At 30.2% G+C, this 21797-nt stretch carries 16 protein-coding genes and 1 tRNA gene; 6 read left to right on the top strand and 11 right to left on the bottom strand.

Annotated elements, in window-relative coordinates:
- Window positions 1-426: 426 nt before the first annotated feature.
- The 5 genes from T473_RS0106390 to T473_RS17225 all read right to left on the bottom strand — a co-directional run bounded on the left by T473_RS0106390 (window position 427) and on the right by T473_RS17225 (window position 7663).
- Entirely contained in the window at window positions 427-1302 is an 876-nt protein-coding gene (locus T473_RS0106390) for a methionyl aminopeptidase (protein ID WP_024621145.1), read from the bottom strand.
- Between the two features lie 283 nt (window positions 1303-1585).
- Window positions 1586-2374 (bottom strand): hypothetical protein, encoded by a 789-nt coding sequence (locus T473_RS0106385; protein ID WP_024621144.1) that lies wholly within the window; start codon window positions 2372-2374, stop codon window positions 1586-1588.
- 283 nt (window positions 2375-2657) lie between these two features.
- On the bottom strand, window positions 2658-3773 hold the full coding sequence (locus T473_RS0106380; protein ID WP_024621143.1) for a M20/M25/M40 family metallo-hydrolase: 1116 nt from the start codon (window positions 3771-3773) through the stop codon (window positions 2658-2660).
- Between the two features lie 162 nt (window positions 3774-3935).
- Window positions 3936-5420 (bottom strand): hypothetical protein, encoded by a 1485-nt coding sequence (locus tag T473_RS0106375; protein ID WP_024621142.1) that lies wholly within the window; start codon window positions 5418-5420, stop codon window positions 3936-3938.
- A gap of 167 nt (window positions 5421-5587) precedes the next feature.
- The gene (locus T473_RS17225; protein ID WP_024621141.1) at window positions 5588-7663 is read right to left on the bottom strand and encodes a cell wall-binding repeat-containing protein; all 2076 of its coding nucleotides are present in this window, start codon (window positions 7661-7663) and stop codon (window positions 5588-5590) included.
- Between the two features lie 792 nt (window positions 7664-8455).
- Here T473_RS17225 and T473_RS0106360 point away from each other — a divergent pair.
- Entirely contained in the window at window positions 8456-8665 is a 210-nt protein-coding gene (locus tag T473_RS0106360; protein WP_024621140.1) for a DUF3955 domain-containing protein, read from the top strand.
- Between the two features lie 214 nt (window positions 8666-8879).
- On the opposite strand, the gene rsmA is transcribed toward T473_RS0106360, so the two are convergent.
- The 3 genes from rsmA to T473_RS0106340 all read right to left on the bottom strand — a co-directional run bounded on the left by rsmA (window position 8880) and on the right by T473_RS0106340 (window position 12564).
- Entirely contained in the window at window positions 8880-9749 is an 870-nt protein-coding gene (gene rsmA / locus T473_RS0106350) for a 16S rRNA (adenine(1518)-N(6)/adenine(1519)-N(6))-dimethyltransferase RsmA (protein WP_024621139.1), read from the bottom strand.
- Window positions 9750-9786: 37 nt separating this feature from the next.
- Entirely contained in the window at window positions 9787-10323 is a 537-nt protein-coding gene (rnmV, locus tag T473_RS0106345) for a ribonuclease M5 (protein WP_024621138.1), read from the bottom strand.
- Window positions 10324-10539: 216 nt separating this feature from the next.
- Window positions 10540-12564 (bottom strand): thioredoxin domain-containing protein, encoded by a 2025-nt coding sequence (locus T473_RS0106340; RefSeq protein WP_029791581.1) that lies wholly within the window; start codon window positions 12562-12564, stop codon window positions 10540-10542.
- 156 nt (window positions 12565-12720) lie between these two features.
- On the opposite strand from T473_RS0106340, the gene T473_RS0106335 reads away from it, so the two are divergent.
- Window positions 12721-13926: a bifunctional metallophosphatase/5'-nucleotidase gene (locus T473_RS0106335; protein WP_242825876.1), complete on the top strand. Its 1206-nt coding sequence runs from the start codon at window positions 12721-12723 to the stop codon at window positions 13924-13926.
- Window positions 13927-14267: 341 nt separating this feature from the next.
- On the opposite strand, the gene T473_RS0106325 is transcribed toward T473_RS0106335, so the two are convergent.
- A complete protein-coding gene (locus tag T473_RS0106325; protein ID WP_024621136.1) occupies window positions 14268-14993 on the bottom strand; it encodes an L-2-amino-thiazoline-4-carboxylic acid hydrolase in 726 nt (241 codons plus the stop codon).
- Between the two features lie 159 nt (window positions 14994-15152).
- Here T473_RS0106325 and T473_RS0106320 point away from each other — a divergent pair, with 159 nt between their 5' ends.
- From T473_RS0106320 to T473_RS0106305, 4 genes are all read left to right on the top strand, one after another.
- Window positions 15153-15596 carry a MarR family winged helix-turn-helix transcriptional regulator gene (locus T473_RS0106320; RefSeq protein WP_024621135.1) on the top strand — a complete coding sequence of 148 codons (444 nt, stop codon included), beginning with the start codon at window positions 15153-15155 and terminating at the stop codon, window positions 15594-15596.
- A 65-nt stretch (window positions 15597-15661) separates the two neighbouring features.
- Window positions 15662-16261, top strand: coding sequence for a nitroreductase family protein (locus tag T473_RS0106315; protein WP_024621134.1), 600 nt, complete (start codon window positions 15662-15664; stop codon window positions 16259-16261).
- 118 nt (window positions 16262-16379) lie between these two features.
- Window positions 16380-17222 carry a pirin family protein gene (locus tag T473_RS0106310; RefSeq protein ID WP_024621133.1) on the top strand — a complete coding sequence of 281 codons (843 nt, stop codon included), beginning with the start codon at window positions 16380-16382 and terminating at the stop codon, window positions 17220-17222.
- 330 nt (window positions 17223-17552) lie between these two features.
- Window positions 17553-17629: transfer RNA gene (locus T473_RS0106305), tRNA-Arg, on the top strand.
- A gap of 287 nt (window positions 17630-17916) precedes the next feature.
- On the opposite strand, the gene T473_RS0106300 is transcribed toward T473_RS0106305, so the two are convergent.
- Complete coding sequence (locus T473_RS0106300) at window positions 17917-20097, bottom strand: cell wall-binding repeat-containing protein (protein ID WP_024621132.1); 2181 nt, start codon at window positions 20095-20097, stop codon at window positions 17917-17919.
- 573 nt (window positions 20098-20670) lie between these two features.
- Entirely contained in the window at window positions 20671-21765 is a 1095-nt protein-coding gene (locus T473_RS0106295; protein WP_024621131.1) for a putative NPN-dependent ornithine cyclodeaminase, read from the bottom strand.
- Window positions 21766-21797: the final 32 nt, after the last annotated feature.

Here is a 21797-nt window from a genome sequence, read left to right as displayed (position 1 = left end):
CTCAATACTTTTGTTTATCTGTGCATTTATTCAGCTCTAATTTCATTCAATCTATCCTGATTGATAGATATTTATAGTCCGTTTAATAGGTAGATATACTACGTAGATTACCTACTTAGTTTAACATTTTTATTTTTATATGTCAATATTTCCTCATTAATCCTTACAAAAATAAAGTTTTTTTTAATAAAACTCTATTAAACAATGGTTTAACCAAAATAAGGAACTAACCTAAAATCTAGACTACTGCCTTTGGTGGATAAAGCAACATAAATAGTTTTCAGGTTAGTTCCTCTTAATTTTATAATTTTACTTTAAGTTTTATAATGTAACTTCTTAAAATTTACTTGAGATTACGATATATCTTAAAGTTTACTTTTTAAATAATATTATTTGTCAAATTGCATTAAGTAATTGATGCGCTGTTTAATAAGCCAAAACCTCATGTCCTGTTTCGGTCACCAACACCATTATTTCCCATTGAGCAGAAGGCTTTCCATCCACTGTATAAATTGTCCATCCGTCCTCTTCATCCAGATATATTTCATCTGTTCCCATGTTCAACATAGGTTCTATAGTAAATACCATACCTGGCACCATCAGCATTTCTGTACCCTTCTCAGAGACATAGCTAACCCAGGGATCTTCATGAAATTCATTTCCTATTCCATGACCTCCTACTTCCTGTACTACAGTATACCCGTTTTTCATAGCATGTTCATGAACAGCTTGACCCATATCGCCTAAAAATCCCCATGGTTTAACTTGCTCTAATCCTATCTCGATACATTCCTTAGTTACATCTACAAGTTTTCTTTTTTCTTCACTTACATCTCCAATACAGAACATTCTAGAAGAATCGGAGAAGTATCCATCATAAATCGTAGATACGTCTACATTTATTATATCGCCATCCTTCAATACAACTTCATTTGATGGGATACCATGGCACACTTGATTATTTATAGAAGTACACACACTTTTAGGATATCCCTCATAATCAAGAGTTGCAGGTATACCTCCAAGTTCAATGGTCTTCTGATAAACCCACTTGTCAATATCCTCAGTTGTTATTCCCTCTTTGATATTTTGATTAACATAATCAAGTACACTTATATTGATTTTTGCACTAGCCCTTAAGGCTTCTATTTCCTCTGGTGTCTTAATAATTTCATGTTTTGGAACAACATGTCCTTTTGATTTATATTGTGATATCTTTTCATCAAATGATGCGTGGCACGTTTTGTATTTTTTACCACTGCCACACCAACAATTATTGTTTCTTCCTAATTTTATATGCATAAATAAAGCCCCTTTACTAATATTTTAAAAGTAGTTATATATTGTAAATGTTTATGTACTAATATGTCATTAAATAATTACTATTTTACTGATAGTATATCACTTATAAATAATTGTACAAATAAATGATCAAAAAATTTCCATCTATTTATTTCTAAAAAATTGCATTAAAAAGGCACTGATTTAAAATATAAATTTTTAAGTCAGTGCCTTATAAAATACGCTAAATTTTATCTTCTTAACCCTATCTCCATTGATAGTATATCAAGGTTTTCAAAAAAATCTATTTTATTTTAAAAATATCATTTTTTATATAATCGTACAGTCCTGTATATACCTCATAATACGCGACAGTCCCTTTTGAAGTAACTTTTACATAGTCTCGGCCCATTGTCTCAAGCTTGATCTTGTAATTTTCACCTTCTATATCTACAGTGAAGTTATAATCACTTCTACCTTTGCTCTTCTCAGGCTGCACTTTTCCTACTAGCCTTTTTGCAACCATCTTGTGAGATAAATCATCAAATTTCCATTTATGAATTTTATTAACTTCTTTTCCATAAGTTATTTCGGCTGTCTCCCAGCTTTTATACTGATTCACAAGGTTAAAAGATGTATACAAACTCTTATCTATAAGATCTTTGAACTCTTTTTTAGAATTTATAGGTATCTTGAAGTACTCTTCCTTGCTTACAGTATACACTCTAAAGTAGTTAAAATCTGTTGAGAATTTAATCCCGTCATCAGAATACCCCTCGTATACAGGATGATAAGATTCTGCATTTCTGACCTTTTTAAATTCAGCAAATGAATATACAATTTCTTCCCATGAATCTTCTTCAATTTTTACATCTGAAACTTTGTCATCTGATATGTATATTTTTTCCTTTTCTTTTAATTGACTTATTAGAGATTTATTGCTTTCTTCTTGACTATCTACTTTTTTAGGTATATTATCTGTTTTCTTATCCATAGTTGTACCAAATTTAAAAGCAATAAAATATATTATAAAGAATGCTATTATTCCAATTAACAACATGACAGGTTTCTTTAATTTTCTTTTTTTAGCCATTTAGAACCCCCCTAGAAATTTTATCATAAAATTATTATATAACTTTTTAACTTATTTTTTAAGACTCTATTTATTCAACCACTATTATATCAAATAAATTGTATACTGTCTTATTATATACATTTAGCTCAAAAAGTAAATATAAAAGTGGTAATTATAAATGTATCTCAATAAAATTACATATTTACTGACTAAAATAGAATTTTTAAAAATAGGTTAAAATATAAAAAGAGCTATCTTTTAGTGAAAATCACACATGAGATAGCTCTATATAAACTCTAAATTATATTTCTTTTACTATTTCTATTAGCATATTTGCTGAATTATATAAATCCTTTATAGCTATATACTCATTTAGTGTATGTGCATTTTTCATACCTACTCCAAGGTTTATCGCAAGTATACCATTTTTATTCAATATATTTGTATCACTTCCACCACCTGAAGCTCCTGTATAACCTTCTATTCCCATATTTGCGAATGCCTTTTTAGCTAAATTAACTATGTCTGAATTCACATCTACATTAAGTGGAGGATATACTCTGTCTACATTTATTTCTACTTCCGTGTTGTAGTCAGCTGCTGCTTTTTCAAATGTATCGACCATATGCTTAGTTTGTGCATCAAGCTTTTCTTCGCTTAAACTTCTAGCTTCAGCATCTATCTCTACTATGTCTGTTACTATGTTTGTAGCAGAACCACCTTTTATAACACCTATATTAGCAGTAGTGTTTTCATCAATTCTAAGTAGGTTCATATTATCTATAGCTCTTGCCGCTACCATTATAGCACTTATTCCGTTTTCTGGTTCCATCCCTGCATGAGCTGTTTTTCCTTTTATTTTTACTTTAATAACATCTTGAGATGGTGCCTCAACTATTATCTCTCCTGGAGAACCGCCACTGTCTAATACAAACGCATAGTCAGCATCTATCTTAGAATAATCTAAGTTTTTAGCTCCAACTAAACCACATTCTTCACACATTGAAAATGCAACTTGGATATCTGTGTGGTCCATATTGTTTTCTTTTATATATCTAAGTGCTTCAAGTATTGCTGCAATACCTGCTTTGTCATCAGAACCTAATATAGTAGTCCCATCGCTCTTTATAATTCCTTCAGCCTCATCGACTATTGGTTTGATTCCAAGTCCAGGTGTTACAGTATCCATATGGGAACTAAAAAGTATTTTTTTACCCTCTTTATTCCCTTTTAAAGTTGCAATGATATTTCCTGTTTCTCCCCCAGTTTTTTTGCCTGCATCGTCTACATATACTGAACATCCGATGTCTTCTAATTTTTTGATTAGAACTTTTGCAAAATCAGCCTCTTTATAAGATAGACTGTCTATTTGTACCATTTCAAGAAACTCATTTAAAATCCTTTGCTCGTTTATCATACTCATATCCTCCAGAACTAAAATAGATTTTCACCATCTATTGTAGTGTAACTCATAACTATTATCAACATTATTATAATTATTTGTAATTTTCTATTAATAGAATCTAATTATTATAATAAATATTAATATTTGCTAGTCTCTTAACAAGCTATTTTATAATCATTTTACAATAGTTCTAAGTCTTGCATCTATAAAGCACATCCAGTACCCCATACTATTATTAGATCTATTATCTGAACTTTCAAATCTCATAAATCCTGTATTTCCGTTATCTGGCTTTTCATTTTTCACTCCTGGTATAGCGTAAATGTAATTTTTTCTCTTATTGTATTCATCGTACTGAACTCCGAATAAATAATGTCTGTGTCTATATGCGTTTATAACAACATCACTGTACATAGTGTAGTTTAGCGCATTTACGTACCCTAAGTTCGGCATAGAATAACCGCAAAGTGTTGTAGGATTTATATCTATTTTCCACCATCTAGTGCTCTCGGTTTTATCCTCCTCAAAAGGTTTTACTTCTTTAAAATACTTAAGCCCTTTTTTTATCTGTCTCGGCATCATAAGAGTTCCTGCTGTTTTATTTTGTTCAGGTATTTCCTCTTTTACCTCTTCATTCTGGGAAGTCTTGTAAGATTTATTTTTAACTTTTTTTCTGTTGCTTGCATATCTTACAGGGTCATCTTTATCTTCTGTACAATTATCTTTATACTTTTCTCTGAATTCTATCTTGTTGAAGTTATTAAGCTCTACCATTTCATTATTATTAATTTTTTCGTTTTGAGAAAAACCATCATCACTATGTTTGGAATCTAGATTATCTCTTTCAAATACATCGTCATCATCATCGAAATCTAAATAATCTTCCTCCTCTTCATCGTAAAATTCATCATATTCATCAAAATCGTCGTTGAGGTCGTCGTATTCATCTTCATCACGACTATATTCCTCATCACTATCATCTTCATCGTAAACTCCATCACAATCTTCATATTCAGAATCGTCATCAGATCCTTCATTAGATCCTTCATTTTCGTAAAAGTTACCACTTTCTCTAATAGATGCTATATCTTCTTCATTCCCATGATCGGTTTGATAATCACCATTGTAGTTCTCATCATACTTTTCATCCATGTTGTTCCCTTCATCGTGATCTAAATCCTCATCATACTCCTCACTGTAATCTAAACTCTCGTCGTAGTCATCTTCATTATCTTCTCCATCTTCGTCGTACTCTTCGTCATAGTCTTCATCTTCATCATCTGCAAAAAGTATATCTTCGTAGTTATCAAGTTTATTGCCTTTAAATCCTATTAGAGGTACTTTATCTTCGTGGACTATGGCGATACTTTTAATATCATCTTCATCGTCATCTAAATCCAAAATAAACTCTCCTCTTCCCTGATCATTTAACACTATTTTGCCCAAATCTAATACATCGTATTTTGTTGTAATAGCAAGTGTATCGTAACCGTCTTTAATATACTTAAGATTTTCAACATATAATGCAACAATTGACTTCCCATCATTTACTTCCACTTTTGCAAATGCTTTAGGAAGTACTCTTTCTTTATTTCTGAAGTTGATGTCCTTAGCCTCTAAAATTATGTAGTCTCTTTTAAATTTTCTCTTAGAACTCACTTCGATCCCCCCTTAACATAATTTCTCTAAATAATATATGATTGCAAAGAAAAAAAAAAAAAAGTACCTTCTATTTTGAAGATACTTTTGAATTTACTATATTAGAAAGATTTGCAAACTCGTCCACACTAAGTATATTTTGCAATCTATAATTGTTTCGATATATGTTAAATCAACAATTCCTTTAATTCGTTAAATGCATTTTCATTTCCTTTACCGCCTACTTGAGTGATTACTTTAAATTTTTTATTTCCTATTAACAGTTTTTGACTGATATTAAGTGAGTTACCCACTAGCATAACAGGTGACTGATTCTTACTTGCTACTACGCCTACTGAAAGGGCATCGATAAGATTTTCTTGATTTCCCATCCCATTTTTTGATACATAAAGATTATTTAATGTTGAGTCTTTATAGAATCTATTTATAACTTTTAAATTTGTTATATTTCTATCTATTCCTGATATCTTTTCGATTTCTGGTAATTTATTAGCTATATCATTAGGAAACCATCTATCTCCACCAACTACATATGCTTTAATAATATTTTCAGTTTTAACTAGTTCAATTATATTAACCATATTATCAGTTGGATTTGTTAAGATGATAGGCATTCCATTTTGTGCCGATATAGCTCCAATACTTACAGCATCTGCTAAACCCTTTTCACCATTAACTAACGATATCTCTGATATGTTAGATATTTTATCTAATTCTTTTGCTACTTTTAAAGATGTCGCATATCTATCTTCACCTGATATTCTTTCAACTGAATAACCTCTAAAATCTAAATCATTTTTTACACCCTTATTTACTGAGTTCTCTCCACCTATTATATATACATTTTTTGCTTTAAGCCTCTCTATTTCTTTCCTTGTCTGATCATTTAATTTGTTGCTTTGCGTTAATAATATAGGAGCATTTTTCACTTTTGCATATGGTGTTACTGATAATGCATCTGGTAGTGATGAGTCATTTACTAATATTATATTATTTGCTGACGTAAATGCATTTTGACTTATTTTAACAGCTGTATCATATCTATCTTTGCCCGTAAGATACTCAATTTTCGTAATTTCTTTAACTGGTTCTTCTTTTTGTGCTTTTTTTAATTTTGCTACTATAGACATTTCAAAGTCTTTATCATTAATTTTGAATATTCTGTTGAATTTAGCATCATGTAATGCATAGTCCTCATCATCAAATAATATAACATATCCTAAATCGATATATCCATCTGGCGTATATTGCCCATATATAGGCCTTGAAACTTTAACACTTGATTTAAAATTGTTACCGTTAATATTTTTACCAACATTAATTGAGTATTGACTATTGTGTCTAATTAAATTGTATTCAGTACTTTGTGTTCCTAAATCAGCTTCAGATAATTTTATATTTTTTGATAAATTTATGTTATCTAACTTATTAAAACTACAATACAATTTCTTCAGATCAACATCCCTAGAAACATCCAAATTAGTTAGATTATTATTACCGCAATATAATTCTTCAATGTTTGACTCTGGTAACACTAATGATGTAAAATTATTGTATGTACAATCCAACTTCCTAATATTTGAACTCTTAGGAAGTTCTAGTTTACTTAAATAATTATTAGAACAATTTAACTCTTCTAACTCAACTTTTCCTGGCAATACTAATTTAGATATAGAATTATTAGTACATAATACATAATCCAAACTATTATTTTTATATAGATTTAATGAACTCAAATTATTATCATTGCATACCAGCTTCAATAAATTTTTATTTTTGGATAGATCCAGAGATTCTAAAGAATTTTTAGAGCAGTCTAAAGTTATTAATGATTCAAAATACTCGACTCCTTTTAAGCTTTTAATTCCTTCATTGTTCAAATTTAATGTGTCAACATTTTTAAAAGTTTCAGATGTTATTTTATATTCATCTTCATCAATATTAGTATCCTTTATAATTTGCGTCTTTATATATGATTTAAAATTTTTATCTTCAAACGCATCTTTAAATAAAACACCTTCATTCTCTGAAATTTGCTTTTCTTCTAATACCTTATTTACCTCATAAGATGAATTTGAATCCTTTACTTCTTTCATCGATGTTTTATCAATAATTTCTAAATTATCATATGCAAAAGCAGTACTCATAATAGGAACTATAAACAAAAATGTTAATGTAATTGCTGCTGATACTAGACTCTTTGTTGATTTTGATAGTAATAACAATCTTTTATAATGTCGCATAAAACGGCCTCCTTATTTTTATTCAATGATTAAATTATACAACACTTTTAAGCATATATCCTTAATATCTTGTATTTCAATTATGATACTTAGACTCTAGTATAAATGTCAGCCCGTAGAGCTGTCGCTAAGTGAATTACAAGCGTAGCGTTCTTAAACTTGTTTTAAGATGTGATAAACGTTAAGCGTAATCGATTAAAGTGGACTTAGGGGAAATCTATTTATTTAGATCACTCTATTTTTATGAAAGTTTAATTAAAGTTCAAAGTTCATTATCTTTTACATAAAAACTACTTAAAATTAAGAAGGTAGTTTTGCAGTAAAACTAGATTAATTTTTCTCTTCATTTTTTATTAAACATAAAGCATGAACTCTTTTAAGTTAATTAAATTATACCTTTATTAGACCTGTTTTAGTTTTCAGGTCTTCTTAATTCTATACACTCAACAAATCAGGTGATTTATCTTCTCTAATACCTTTTAAAGCTGGTTGTCTTAATGAACCTCTATCGTTTGGCATGTATCTTAACATCATAATTCAATATATTTTTATCGAATATCAATAAATATATATTGAATTTTATTAAATAGCATGTTATTATATGTTTATGATAAACAAGCAAGGGGGTTAAAATATATTAATAGAAAATGAAAAACATAAAATATTTAGAAAGTTGAATGATCATATTAATAAAAGGTACAATATGTCAATATAAGCCCTGGAGTGTCAACCAGGAGACATATTAAAATATAAAGAGAAGAAATGATTATATTTATTAAAGGAGTGTACAAAATGAAGAAAAAGTATCTACTAGCATCTACACCAATAATTTTAGGTTTTCTATGTTTCATATTATTTAATGTAATAGGTTCAAGTGTTGCACCAGATGGGGCTTTAGTTGAACCATTCCCCTTAATTCCAATAGGATTCTTATTGATTGTAAGTGGTATTGTTTCATTGGTTATTACCGCTATTACCTCTAGGTATAAAAAAACTAATTAAAAATTAAAAAGCCAATTTCTATAAATAATCTAGAAATTGGCTTTTTAATTAGAATGTGTAATACTTCCTGCTATTAACATTGGTTTAATTCCCTTTTTATCAAATATATCCATATTTTCTCTAGTCCTTTTTGTAACGAAGATTTTCGATAGCATATAAATAGATTTGCCACCAATAAATACCTTATGATGGCAAATCTATATATAAACATTATTTAACTGTTTATACATCTTGCATTTACTATATTAGAAAGATTTGCAAACTCGTCCACACTCAGAGTTTCTCCTCTTCTTTTTTCATCTATATTGGCTTCCTTTAAAATTTCTTTTAACCCCTCTTTGTCGAACATTCCAAGTCCGCTAAGCGAATTTAGTAGAGTTTTTCTCCTCTGCCCAAATGATGCTTTTACAGTTTTAAAGAAAATTTCTTCACTGTCGACAATGTACTTTTTATTAGATCTAACTCTAAGCCCTATAACTACTGAATCGACATTTGGCTGAGGCACAAACATGTGTCTAGGAACTTTTGCCACTATATCAGTATCACAGTAGTACTGTACTGCTACAGAAAGTGCTCCATAGTCTTTAGTCCCTGGAACTGCATTCATTCTATCTGCTACTTCTTTTTGAACCATTACAACTATATCAGTCACTGGAACATGCTCTTCTAAAAATTTCATAACTATTGGAGTCGTTATGTAGTAAGGTAAGTTTGCTACAAGCTTTATAGGTCCTCCATCTAATTTGTCTTTTATTAAATTATGAATATCTGCCTTTAGTATATCTTGATTTACAACCTCTACATTATTTAAATCTGAAAGAGTGTCTTTTAGTATAGGAATTAATTTCCTATCTATTTCAATAGCCACTACCTTTTTAGCTATTTTTCCCATTTCACGAGTTAATGTTCCTATTCCAGGCCCAACTTCAACGATGTAGTCTTCGCTCTTTACATCCGCACCGTCTACAATGCTTTCAACTATGTTATCATCTATCAAGAAATTTTGACCTAACGACTTCGAAAATTTAAATTTATATTTGTCTACTATCTTTTTTGTCTCTATATGAGATGAAAGTCTATCCATATATGCCTCCCTTTTATAAACTATTCTTATATTTATATTATTTATCTATCTCTTCAACAGCATTTACAAATTCTTCTCTTGAAACACCGTAGTTATTAAGTCTGTTCAAAAACTGCTTTGCATTTCCATATCCAATTCCAAGTATATTGCCTATATGATCTCTTCTTATAGAAGCTTCTTCATTTCCTATAAGTCCATTTCTAACTAGATCAACTCTGTCAAACTCGCTTCTATTTCCTTCTATTTCCGTTCTCACTTTTTTTAGTGCAGCTATTATACTTTCTGGAGTTGCATTCTCAATTCCTATATCTCCATTTTTCTTTGCTTCTTCCCTTGGTAAAAACGCATGTTTACATCCAGGAACCTCATTTGCAATTTTCTTTCTAATTTTTTCTCCCGCAAAATCTGGATCTGTAAATATAATTACGCCCCTTCTCTCTTGGGCCGCTTTAATCCTCTCCATAACGCCCTTTGGAAACCCAAACCCACCTGTAGTTATAAGTTCTGCATCTAAAGCTCTTTTAACTGCTGTAACGTCATCTCGCCCTTCTACTACAATTACTTCCTTTATCATCATTAACACACCTTTAGTTTTATAATCTATCTTACATCTATTTATTCTACGTTTTTTACATTGGTTTATCAAGCTTTAGAAAAAATAAATATACTTAATACCAAAATAGGAATGAATCGAAAAGATGTCATTCCTATTTTTATATACAGAAGTAATGAATTCAATAACGATGTATACTCTTAATAATTTTTACAAGTATCTATAACTTGCAAATAATTATAAATATTTTTTTATTAAATCATGCTCATTAAATGGCGGATTACAGCTCTTACCTTCACATATATAGTAAGTTGATTTATCATTTTTTAGAGTGTACTCTTTCAATAAGCCAGTTTCTTCTTCCCATACCTTCTTAACCATCACTGTAATATTTGGACTATAATATTCTTTTAAATCTTCTTGTAACTGTTTCATATCGTCTCCATCCTTTAGAACCGCAATCAACTCTCTAGATGGATAAAGCTCGTACATCAGAGACAACAGGTAAAAACTATAACCAGTAGGAGATCTTCTTAAACTATCTGTATATAGATTCAGAAGCGATTTAGACAGCTCTTCTAATTCTATATCTGTAATCATTCTACTTAATTTAATTAAATTTAGAGATGCTACAGAATTACCAGACGGCATAGCGCCATCGTATAGATCTTTAGGTCTTAAAAATAGCTCTTCACTGTCGTTTCCATATAAGAAAAATCCTTTATTTTTATTGTCCCAAAATAAATCTATACAATCTTTATTTAACTTCACTGCCCTATCCAAGTAACTTTTTTCAAAAGTTGACTCATATAACTCAATATACGACCAAATTAAAAATGCATAGTCATCTAAATAAGCCATATAATCTGAATGTCCATCTCTAAATCTAGCTAACAACCTACCATCTCTGAACAGATTTTTTTCTATAAAATCAACACTTTCAACTGCATAGCTTAAATAGCTTTCATCACCTAAAACTTTATATGCTCTAGTCATAGCAACGGACATTAAAGCACTCCATGAAGTCAAAATTTTATCATCTTTGTGAAGTTCCATCCTACTTTGTCTGTATTCAAATACTTTCTTTATCATGGAATTTATATTATCATCATGAAATTCGAATCTATCATTTTTTATAAGATTTGGTATATTTTTACCTTCAAAGTTTCCCTGAACACTTATATCAAAGTACTCAGCAAAGTACTTTCCATCTTCGTCTCCAAGCACTTCTAAAATCTCGGGATAAGTAAATGTATAAAACTTACCCTCTTCTCCTTCACTGTCAGCATCCTGAGCTGAATAAAAGCCGCCCTCACTATGTCTCATCTCTCTTACAATGTAATTTAAAGTCTTAACCACAATATCTTTGTAAAGCTCATTTTTAGTAATTTGATATGCCTCTAGATATGCTATAACTAACATAGCATTGTCATAAAGCATTTTTTCAAAGTGAGGTGCAAGCCATTTTTCATCAGTTGAGTATCTAGAGAAACCATATCCGACATGGTCAAACATACCGCCCCTGTACATACCTTGAAGAGTTTTTTCAGCTATTTCAAGTGCTTTATTATTGCCCTCAAGTTTATAGTACTTTAACAAAAATATTAGGTTCTGTGGGCTTGGAAACTTTGGAGCTTCACCAAATCCTCCGTATTTACTGTCAAAAATTTCTTCAAATACTTTATATGAATCGTCTATTAAATTTTTAGACAACATACTATTACCGAGACTTTTACTAGTAGTCCCTTTTAAGTGCTCTACTATCTCATCACTCGATTTAAGTAACTTATGATGTTCATTTTCCCACATATATGATATCTTTCCAAGCAATTCTATGATTCCCAATCTTCCGTACATATTTTGTTTAGGAATGTAAGTACCTGCAAAGAAAGGTTTTTTATCCGGCGTCATAACGATAGTCATCGGCCATCCACCACTTCCAGTCATAGCCTGGCAAACAGACATATATACACTATCTACATCTGGCCTTTCTTCTCTATCCACTTTTATAGAAACATACTCTCTATTTAATATCTCTGCTACCTCATCATCTTCAAATGATTCCTTCTCCATTACATGACACCAGTGACAAGTAGAATACCCTATGCTTAAAAATATAGGTTTATCCTCTGCTTTAGCCTTTTTAAAAGCTTCTTCACCCCACGGGTACCAGTAAACAGGGTTATACGCATGTTGAAGTAGATATGGTGATTTTTCATCTATTAATTTATTCGCTTGTCTTTTTATATTTTCATTTTTCATAGTTTAACCCATCCTTTGAATTATTTATAGTTATTATACCCAAAAAACTTATGTATATAAAAAATCACTCGATTCTTTAAAATAAAAAAGGGGTATTTGACTTTTAAAGGCTTCTATACTACAATTTTCTATAAAAAGGGATATTATGGTACATATATGAAAAAAAGAATATTAATAGCACTCTTAGGAGCTTTTATATTAATAATAGTTGGGTGCAAATCTACAAAAAGTATTGAAATAAATATGCTAGCAACTACTGATTTACATGGATATTTGCCTTATGAATTAACTTCTTATATAAAAAATGAAAAATCTAAATCTAAAAATACTCTGTTAGTTGATGCTGGAGATTTTCTAAGTGTTGGTAAATCAGGTTCATCAATGGCTAAATATTTTGATACAAAACAAAGTAACGACGAATATGATACAAAGTATTTAGAAACACCAATAGTAAAAGATATGAAGGAAATAGGATATGATGCTGTAGTACTTGGAAATCATGAGTTTATAGAAAATAATAAAGCACAACTAGACCATATGGTATCTGATTTTAAAAAATACGATATTGATTTATTATCAGCAAATACATATAAGGAAAGTGGAGAAAATTATGTATCTCCTTACGTAATTAAAAATATCTCTACATCTGAGGGAAATTTAAAATTAGGTATATTGGGACTTACTATACAAGAAGTAGGTCAAACCTATGAGACTATCGGAAATGAAAATATAAAACCAACATCTGAGGGATTAAAAGATTTTCAAGGCTACAATAGCTCATTGTATATGGGTGATTTAGTTAAAGATGCTAACAAATGGGTAAATGTTATGAAGAAAGAAAATGTAGATATAATAGTAGCTGTTGCTCATAGTGGTGAAGAGAGTGATTCAGATAAATATCCAGGGAATAGAGTTCAAGAATTAGCAAAAAAAGTTAATGGAATAGATGTTATTGTAGCAGGTCACACACATAAACAAATATATCAACATGATTATAAAAATAAACTTAAGGAAAAAGTTATAGTTACTCAGCCAGGTAAATATGGTGAATGTATCTCGAAAATCAACTTTAAAATAAAAAAAAATAATAATAAGTGGAATGTGGTAAGTAAATCTAGTGAATTGATTAAATTTAAGGAAAGTAAAGAAGATAAAAATTTTGAAGAACTTGTCGATAAATTTGTTGAATTTGCTATTGAACGTCAATCACATGATAGAACTGGTGAAATCAACCTGAAAGATATAACACCTTTTAATTGGGACAAAGCATATGTATTTGAGCCTCATACTTCATCCGAAAAAATATATGATACTATAGGTTATAAGTGGAATGATATAAAAAAACTAACAGTGAAGATATGATACAAATGATATTTATGAAAAATAATAAAGTAGTTTGCCATTTTTATGGTTATGAAAAGTATTTATTCACTGATTTTATATTAAATAAATCTTATTATAAAGATAATGTTCTAATTATTTATCCAAATAAAAATGATCGATTTAAATTTGAGGTTGATAAAATGAGGCTTAATACTAGTCTAAAATACATAAAGTAATCTATGATACTTAAAAATTTTATTGTTTTTATATATATTTATTACGGTTAATAAATAAAAGGGTAAACACCTAGTTTACTCTTTTATTTATAGTGTCAAAATGTTAATTGAATAATATCATAACAACTGTAGCAAAACAGTATTTCATATAACTAAAAAATCCTGTTCGGATTCATTTATTATTGCATTTTTCTTCTCTTCACTAAAGATATCTTTGTATTCATTCATAGCATTATCTATAATTTCACTTGCAGCTACTACTCCTAAATTAAAAAATGCTACTCTCTTATAAGCGTTTAAAACATGCCCACACTGATATAAGAAATCTTTAACAACTCTTTCTAGTACATCCTTTCTTTTTTCAAACATTTTATTTAAATCTTCTTCGCTTTTAAAGTAGAAATCAACCCAATTAAAAGTACAAAGAGAATCTCCAAATGAAATAGATGTATCCAAACTAAATTTATTTTCTGGATTAAATCCATAAGCTAAACTTACATCTATATTTGAACAGTATAATTTACTATACTTCTCTAGACCGTATTTTTTCCAGCTATCGCTCCAACCACAAGAGGTCATTCTAGTTTTAAATGATGGTGAAATGCTCTCTAACTCTGTTTTTGACCATCCTTTGCTATCTACCCATTCACCATAAACTGTGTAATTTTCTACAGTTAGTTCCTCGCCATCCTTCAAACAGCGCATTGCACAACGCATACCTCTTTCTCTTCCAAAAGTAACCACTGATTCTCCAGCTACTTTAATTCCTTTTTCTCCACTTACCCTTTCAGAATGCTTTGCTAGAAGACCAAATAAAACCGCATGATCGTCTATATAAAAATCATTTTCCAATTCTTCTCTAGTTTTCACGATAAACTCCCCCTTGTTAGTAATATTTTATTTGTAAGTACATGACTTGATTATACTAAAACTAATCTGGCAAGTCATTATTTTAGTATCTTAACATATAAAAAAATTTATTTTTTAAAAAGCCTTGCATTTATTACTAGTTAGTAATATAATTAAATCATGAAAACAAATAATAATTCTTATGGAAAAGAAAATGACTTAAATTTAAAGACATTAATAGCGGTTACTAGAAGCGCAAATAAGTTAAACAGAAGATCAAATGTTATCTTTAGAAATCATGGATTATCAACTATGCAGTTTGCAGTTTTAGAGGTTTTGTACCACAAAGGCGACCTAAGAATCGGAGAAATTATCGATAAGATTTTAGCAACTGGTGGAAACATGACTGTAGTAATAAATAATTTAGTTAAGGAGGGAATGGTTGAAAAGTGCACTGATCCAAATGATAGCAGATCTAATATTATACACTTAACGGACAAAGGTAAGAGCAAAATAGAAGAAATATTCCCAGAACACTTACTGGATTTAAATGAATTTCTAAAAGATATTTCTTTTGAAGAAAAACATATTTTAATAGACATATTAAAGAAATTAGGCGTATAGATTATACGCTTTAATAAAATAAATATATTACTAATTAGTACTAAATTATAAAGGAGGAACTAAAAATGGAAAGAAATTTTAAAGAGGCATTAAAACATAGAAGAAGTTACTACGGAATAAAAAATGAAAGTCCTATCTCGGATGAAGAAATACAAGAAATGATGAATTTTGCAATACTGCATACACCATCGGCATTTAACTCTAGAACTAGCAGAATCGTTCTGCTTCTTGGCAAAGAGCATTTGAAACTATGGGAAATTGTAAGAGAAACGCTTCGAAAGTTAGTACCAGCGGATAAGTTTGGTCCTACAGATGAGAAGATCGATTCTTTTGCTAATGGATACGGATCGGTTTTATTTTTCGAAGACTTTGCTCCATTAGAGGCTGCTAAAGCTGGTGCCGGATCTTATGCAGATAAATTTGGAGATTGGTCAAACCACACATCTGGAATGCACCAACTCGCAGTTTGGACAATGTTAGAAGATGCTGGATTTGGAGCTTCTCTACAGCATTACAATACAATAATAGACGATGAAGTAAAGGAATATTGGGGAATAAATAAAGAGTGGAAGCTGATCTCTCAGATGCCATTTGGTGTCCCTACAGCAGAACCAGGTGAAAAAGAATTTGGATCTTTAGATGAGAGAATTCAAGTTTTCAAATAAGATTAAACTCTCAAAAAACTTAGTATAAAAATGATAGATAGTACAATTAACAATAAAAAAATTATGCAGTTTACAATAAATAAAAATAATTAATTAATATAGATAGGTGGTTTAAGTTATGAAAAGAGAAATAGTTAAAGTAGTAAAAGGACAACGTACAGTAGACGGAGCTGGCGTTAAATTAGTAAGAGTACTTGGACATGATACAGTAAATGACTTCGATCCATTCCTTATGTTAGATGCTTTTGATTCTACAGATCCAAATGATTATATCAAAGGATTCCCATTCCACCCTCATAGAGGTATTGAAACAGTGACATACTTAATAAATGGAGAAATGGAGCATCAAGACAGCTTAGGAAACAAAGGCGTTATAAGAGATGGCGAGTGCCAATGGATGACTGCAGGAAGCGGTATTATGCACCAAGAGATGCCTAAAGCTTCCGATAAAATGTTAGGTCTGCAACTTTGGGTTAATCTACCTAAGGAAGACAAAATGACAGATCCTCAGTACTTCGATATTTCAAAAGATATGATAAAAGCTTTAGAAGATGAAAGAAGTACAGTTAAAGTAATTGCAGGTAATTACATGGATAAAGTAAAAGGTGTTGACCCTAAATTTATAAAAGTTACTTTATTAGATGTAGATGTAAAACCAAATGAAGAATTCAATATAGATTTAAACGAAGAAGATAATATGTTCATCTATGTGATGACCGGTGAAGGAACTGTAGCAGGTAAAAAAGTTGAAAGTAAATCTGCAGTACTCTTCAATAAAGGCGATGAATTCAGTATAAATGCTTCTGAAAATGGAATCAGATTTATATTGTTTGCTGGTAAACCACTACATGAGCCAGTAGCTTGGGCTGGGCCAGTAGTTATGAATACTAAAGATCAACTGCAAGTGACTTTTAGAGAACTTGATGAAGGTACTTTTATAAAACATAATCCAAAAATGTAATACAAAATAAGTAATTTAAATGATATGCCAACTTAAGGCAATAGACTTAAATATAGTCGTTGCTTTTAGTGGCATATCATTTTTATGATTTTTTAATCCCTTAATTTTTGCAAATTATATTTTGTAATAATAGTTAAGTAATTCGTGAAACTTAATTTTATTGTTTTCTAATTAACACTTGATTTTTTATTTTCTAATATCAAATCCAGACTACGATAATATATTTTACTTTACAAAACAAATAAAAAGTGGTAAAAATTAATAATAATAATAATATAATTTCTTTTTAGAAATATTATTAATGGCAAAAAATTGAGTACTTGCTATTATGTCCCCGTAGCTCAGCTGGATAGAGCACTTGCCTCCTAAGCAAGGGGTCGTACGTTCAAATCGTATCGGGGACGCCAAAACAATCACGCATATTCACTTAAAGTCGATGGTTTCAATAATTCTTTATTAACATAATACTGTAAATACTAACAGTAATACCCATTTCTCTTGCAAGTTCTCCTATCGTTATTAAATTTTTTTCTCATTTTACACATCCTTTATTGATTTAATTATAATATATCATGTAACGTAACAATCAATACCTGTTTTAAAACTTCATAAGAAATTAATTCCTTTTATATATAAAAAAGAGACACCTGAATCGATTCAGATATCTCTTTTCTATTTATTCAATTCGATTAAACTAATTAATGCCTATTGCTTTATCAGTTTGAGATAGCCTCTCAGATATTTTTACTGCTGTTTCGTATCTATCTTGTCCAGCAACTCTCTCTTTTTTAATTACACCTAGATTATCTTCTATTCCTTTTGATACTGAATTGTATCCTCCGCCTATTAGTACATTTTTAATAGACCAATCTTTTATTTTGTGTCCAGTTATTCTATTTAATTGATCTGGCTCTGTAAGCATTATTGGTGCTTTAAAAAGTGATGCTAAACTGTTTATCGTAATTCCATCTGGGAAATTTGTTCCATCCACCAGAATCATATCTGCGTTATTTCCAGTTAATTTTCTAACTTCTGTTCCTATTAACTCAGCAGTCTTATATCTATCTGCTCCACCTAATCTGCTAACTTTGTTTACCCCTAGGTTATTCTCTATATCTTTTGATACTGAATTATAACTTCCACCTATTGTTATATCTGTTATTCCCCAAGATTTTATCGTATCTCCAGTTGGTTTTGAAAGAGTCTCTGGACTTGTTATAAGTATTGGAACCCTCTTCCCAGATGCCAAACTTGACATAGTTATTACATCTGGGAAGTTTGTCCCATCTACTAACATCGCTCCAGTTGAATTTCCTGTTAACTTTCTTACTTCATTTCCTATTTTAACAGCTGTTTCATATCTATCTTGTCCAGCTATTCTAGTCACATTGTAATTATTTAATTGCTCTACTATTTTGTTAGATACTGAATCCTCTCCACCTGAGATTATTACATCTTCTGCATTTAATCTTTTTATCTCTGCTAAAGTCTTTTCATCAACTGAATCCTTTTTAGAAAGCAGTATAGGTGCATCTTTTTCATTACCTAACACTGTCGCTGTAAGTACATCTGTATACTTTTCCCCACTCGCTAGTATTACTGTTTTTGATGGTGCTGGTGGTTTTGGATCTGGATCAACTACTGCTCCTCCATTTCCACCTGAATGAGTTATTTTCAACGTAACTGCATCATTATAGTCCAGCTCATCATCTCTATCTGCATAAATTGGATCTGCAGTACCTTCTTTAAAAGATCCATATATATATGGTTTTAATTTGATTTCATTCCCTTTAAAATCTTTCGGAATAGTATATTTTCCGTTAATGTGTTCAACTTGTTGGGGTTCTATTCTTATAAATTTATCGCCTTCATTTATCTTAAACTCCACTGCTCTTTTTTTATGATCTGTTCCTTCTATAATATCAAAACCTACTGTTAGTCTTTCATTAGGCAGGTATTCACTTGTATTTTTTACCTGTATGACTAAATCTACTTTGTCTCCAGGCTTTAAGTTATCCACCTTACTTGGAATTATTGTTGCATCTGATGTCTCAAAATATGGATATTTCTTACTAGACATCGAACTTTTTCTTTCATTCATATTATTGTCATACCAATCAAAGTACGATAAGAAATATTGTCTAGCATAATTATTAAATCGTTTACCTTCATCATTTACTGTATATGTAAATATATTATCCTCTTCTTGTATTAATTTTTCAGCACCAACATAGTCTAGATCCTCACCCGCAGCATTTATTGGTGTGAAATATGTTACGTAATTTCTTGATGGTGAAAATTTAGAATCAGGAAATGCACTTGCTATATCCTCTCTTGTTACCTTTATACTATCCTTAGGCCCATCATTATAAAAATTCTTTATAATCTGAAAATCATGACTTGAATTCGCTCCTGGAGTTGATCCAGATATGGTTACCTTTATACCTACTGCATCGTCATTTTCTTTATTTGGTCGTCCTTTTGATTCAACATAAGTATAAGGTATCTCTATACTTTGAAGTTGCGAGCTTGTATCTAAAGATTCAAAACCGTAACTAATTAGACGCATTTCTATTAGACCTGTCGTTCCATAGTTATTCGGCTTTTTATTTTCATAAGATAAACCCCCTACAGTATAAACGACTTCATCTCCAGTTTTTAAAGTACGCATAGATAAGCTATCATTTATTACTGGATATTCAGGCAATTCGGCTTTTGTCGATTCCTTTAAATTTTTAGTCTCACTATTATACAAGCTAATAATCTCTTTCTCTGTATGTAAATATTTACTTTCGGCAGCTTTAGTATTTGAAACGGATCCCATAAACATCGATACCGTTAACATTAAAACTGATATTTGCTTAAATTTATTCATGATTACCCCCCACAATATTTTTTAAGTTAGATTTATTTTAACCTTCTCGCATAGTTATAGTAATATATCACAATTATAATTCCTTACTATGCTAATTCCCTTTATATGTATAGACTACTTCTTATAACAATATTTTTGTATGAAAATGTTGTGAATGCAGTTTATTTTGTAGTAGAAAGATATTTAATTACTTTTTTTTATTCTCATAACATACTTATATAAATAAAACAGGCATCGCTAATATAGCAATACCTGTTTTATTTATAATTTATTTATCCCTTTATCCCCTAACTATTGCTTCCATAAGATATATTTATTACATTACCAAAATAAAATTCTTCTGTCGAAATGCCTCTTTTGTTTGATCCCATAAATAAAGTATTTTAGATATACCATCAGAATATTTAAAATCATTCCTATGATATTGGATTGTTATAATTTATTAAATACTATTGAAGTATTCGAATAAAATTTAAGCCATTTGGATGTCCAAATGGCTTTTTCTTAGGATAAACTATATTTCTAATTTATCCCACTATATTTACAAATAATTATTACTAATTATATTAAAATTTAATATACTCCTACTCCTTTAGCAACATTTACTATAAAATCTTGAACATTAGCAACTATTCCAACTGCACTTAAACTACCTCTATCTGCTAATTTATTTATTGCAAACTCAGATACATCTACAGTATAGATAAATAATGGTCTTACTTCTCCATCTATAACACGAAAACTCGGTGACATATTTCCTGTTGCAATAGTATGAAGTTGAGTTGCTAAACAAATTATTGTTGTAGCTTTTCTTACTATATTTCTCATTGCATCTTGTGCATCATATGCACTCGGTATAACTTCTGGTAATGGTCCATCATCCCTTATAGAGCTTGCTAAAACAAATGGTGTTGAAGTCTTATCTAATGCATACATAATACCATCAGATATATTATGATCTTTAATAAACTGATTTATAGATCCACTTCTACGAACTGCATTAAGTGTATCTAAATGATTATAATGTCCATTTACTTGGGATTCTTGAGTATATATATTTTGTCCAAGTGCAGTTTTTAAGTATGCTGCTTCAAGATCATGAGTTCCCAAAGCATTTCCTGCAAGAAGACCATTTGCATAACCATTTTCTACAAGAGCTTGCATTGCATGGCGAGCATCATGATCAAATGCAAAAGCTGGTCCCATTACCCAAACAATATTTCCATTTTCTTTTTCATAGTCTAACAAACTATATAAATCATCGTAATCTTTTGAGAATGCTGTCTCACGAGAACGTCCTTGTCTAAAAGCAAATTGATCTCCATTCTCTTCTTCAACTGAAGTAAATCCATCAGCATATAAGTATATTCCTTCTGATCCATTATCAACTCTACCTAAAAATACTTTATCTCCAGCTTTTAAATTACGCATTTCTACTACATCAATTCTTCCACTTTCTCTTAGAACTACTGTACCATCCATTCTGCTATCTTCTGCAAGTTTCCATTCTCCATTAACTTTAAAATATTCTGGATACATTGAAGTTCCATGATAATTATCTGGTGCTACCCCATCTTTTACACATATTCCAATTTCTGCATCTTTTGAATTTATATATTTTTCTAAAGAAAAATCTGGTTCTCTGTACTTTGGTATTTCAAAATTCATTTTATATTCCTCCCAAAAGTCTATATTTTTTT

The organism is Clostridioides mangenotii TR, from assembly GCF_000498755.1.
GTDB lineage: Bacteria > Bacillota > Clostridia > Peptostreptococcales > Peptostreptococcaceae > Metaclostridioides > Metaclostridioides mangenotii_A.
The sequence above is the reverse complement of the archived record's forward strand: the minus strand, read 5'-3'. Positions and strand labels throughout refer to the sequence as shown.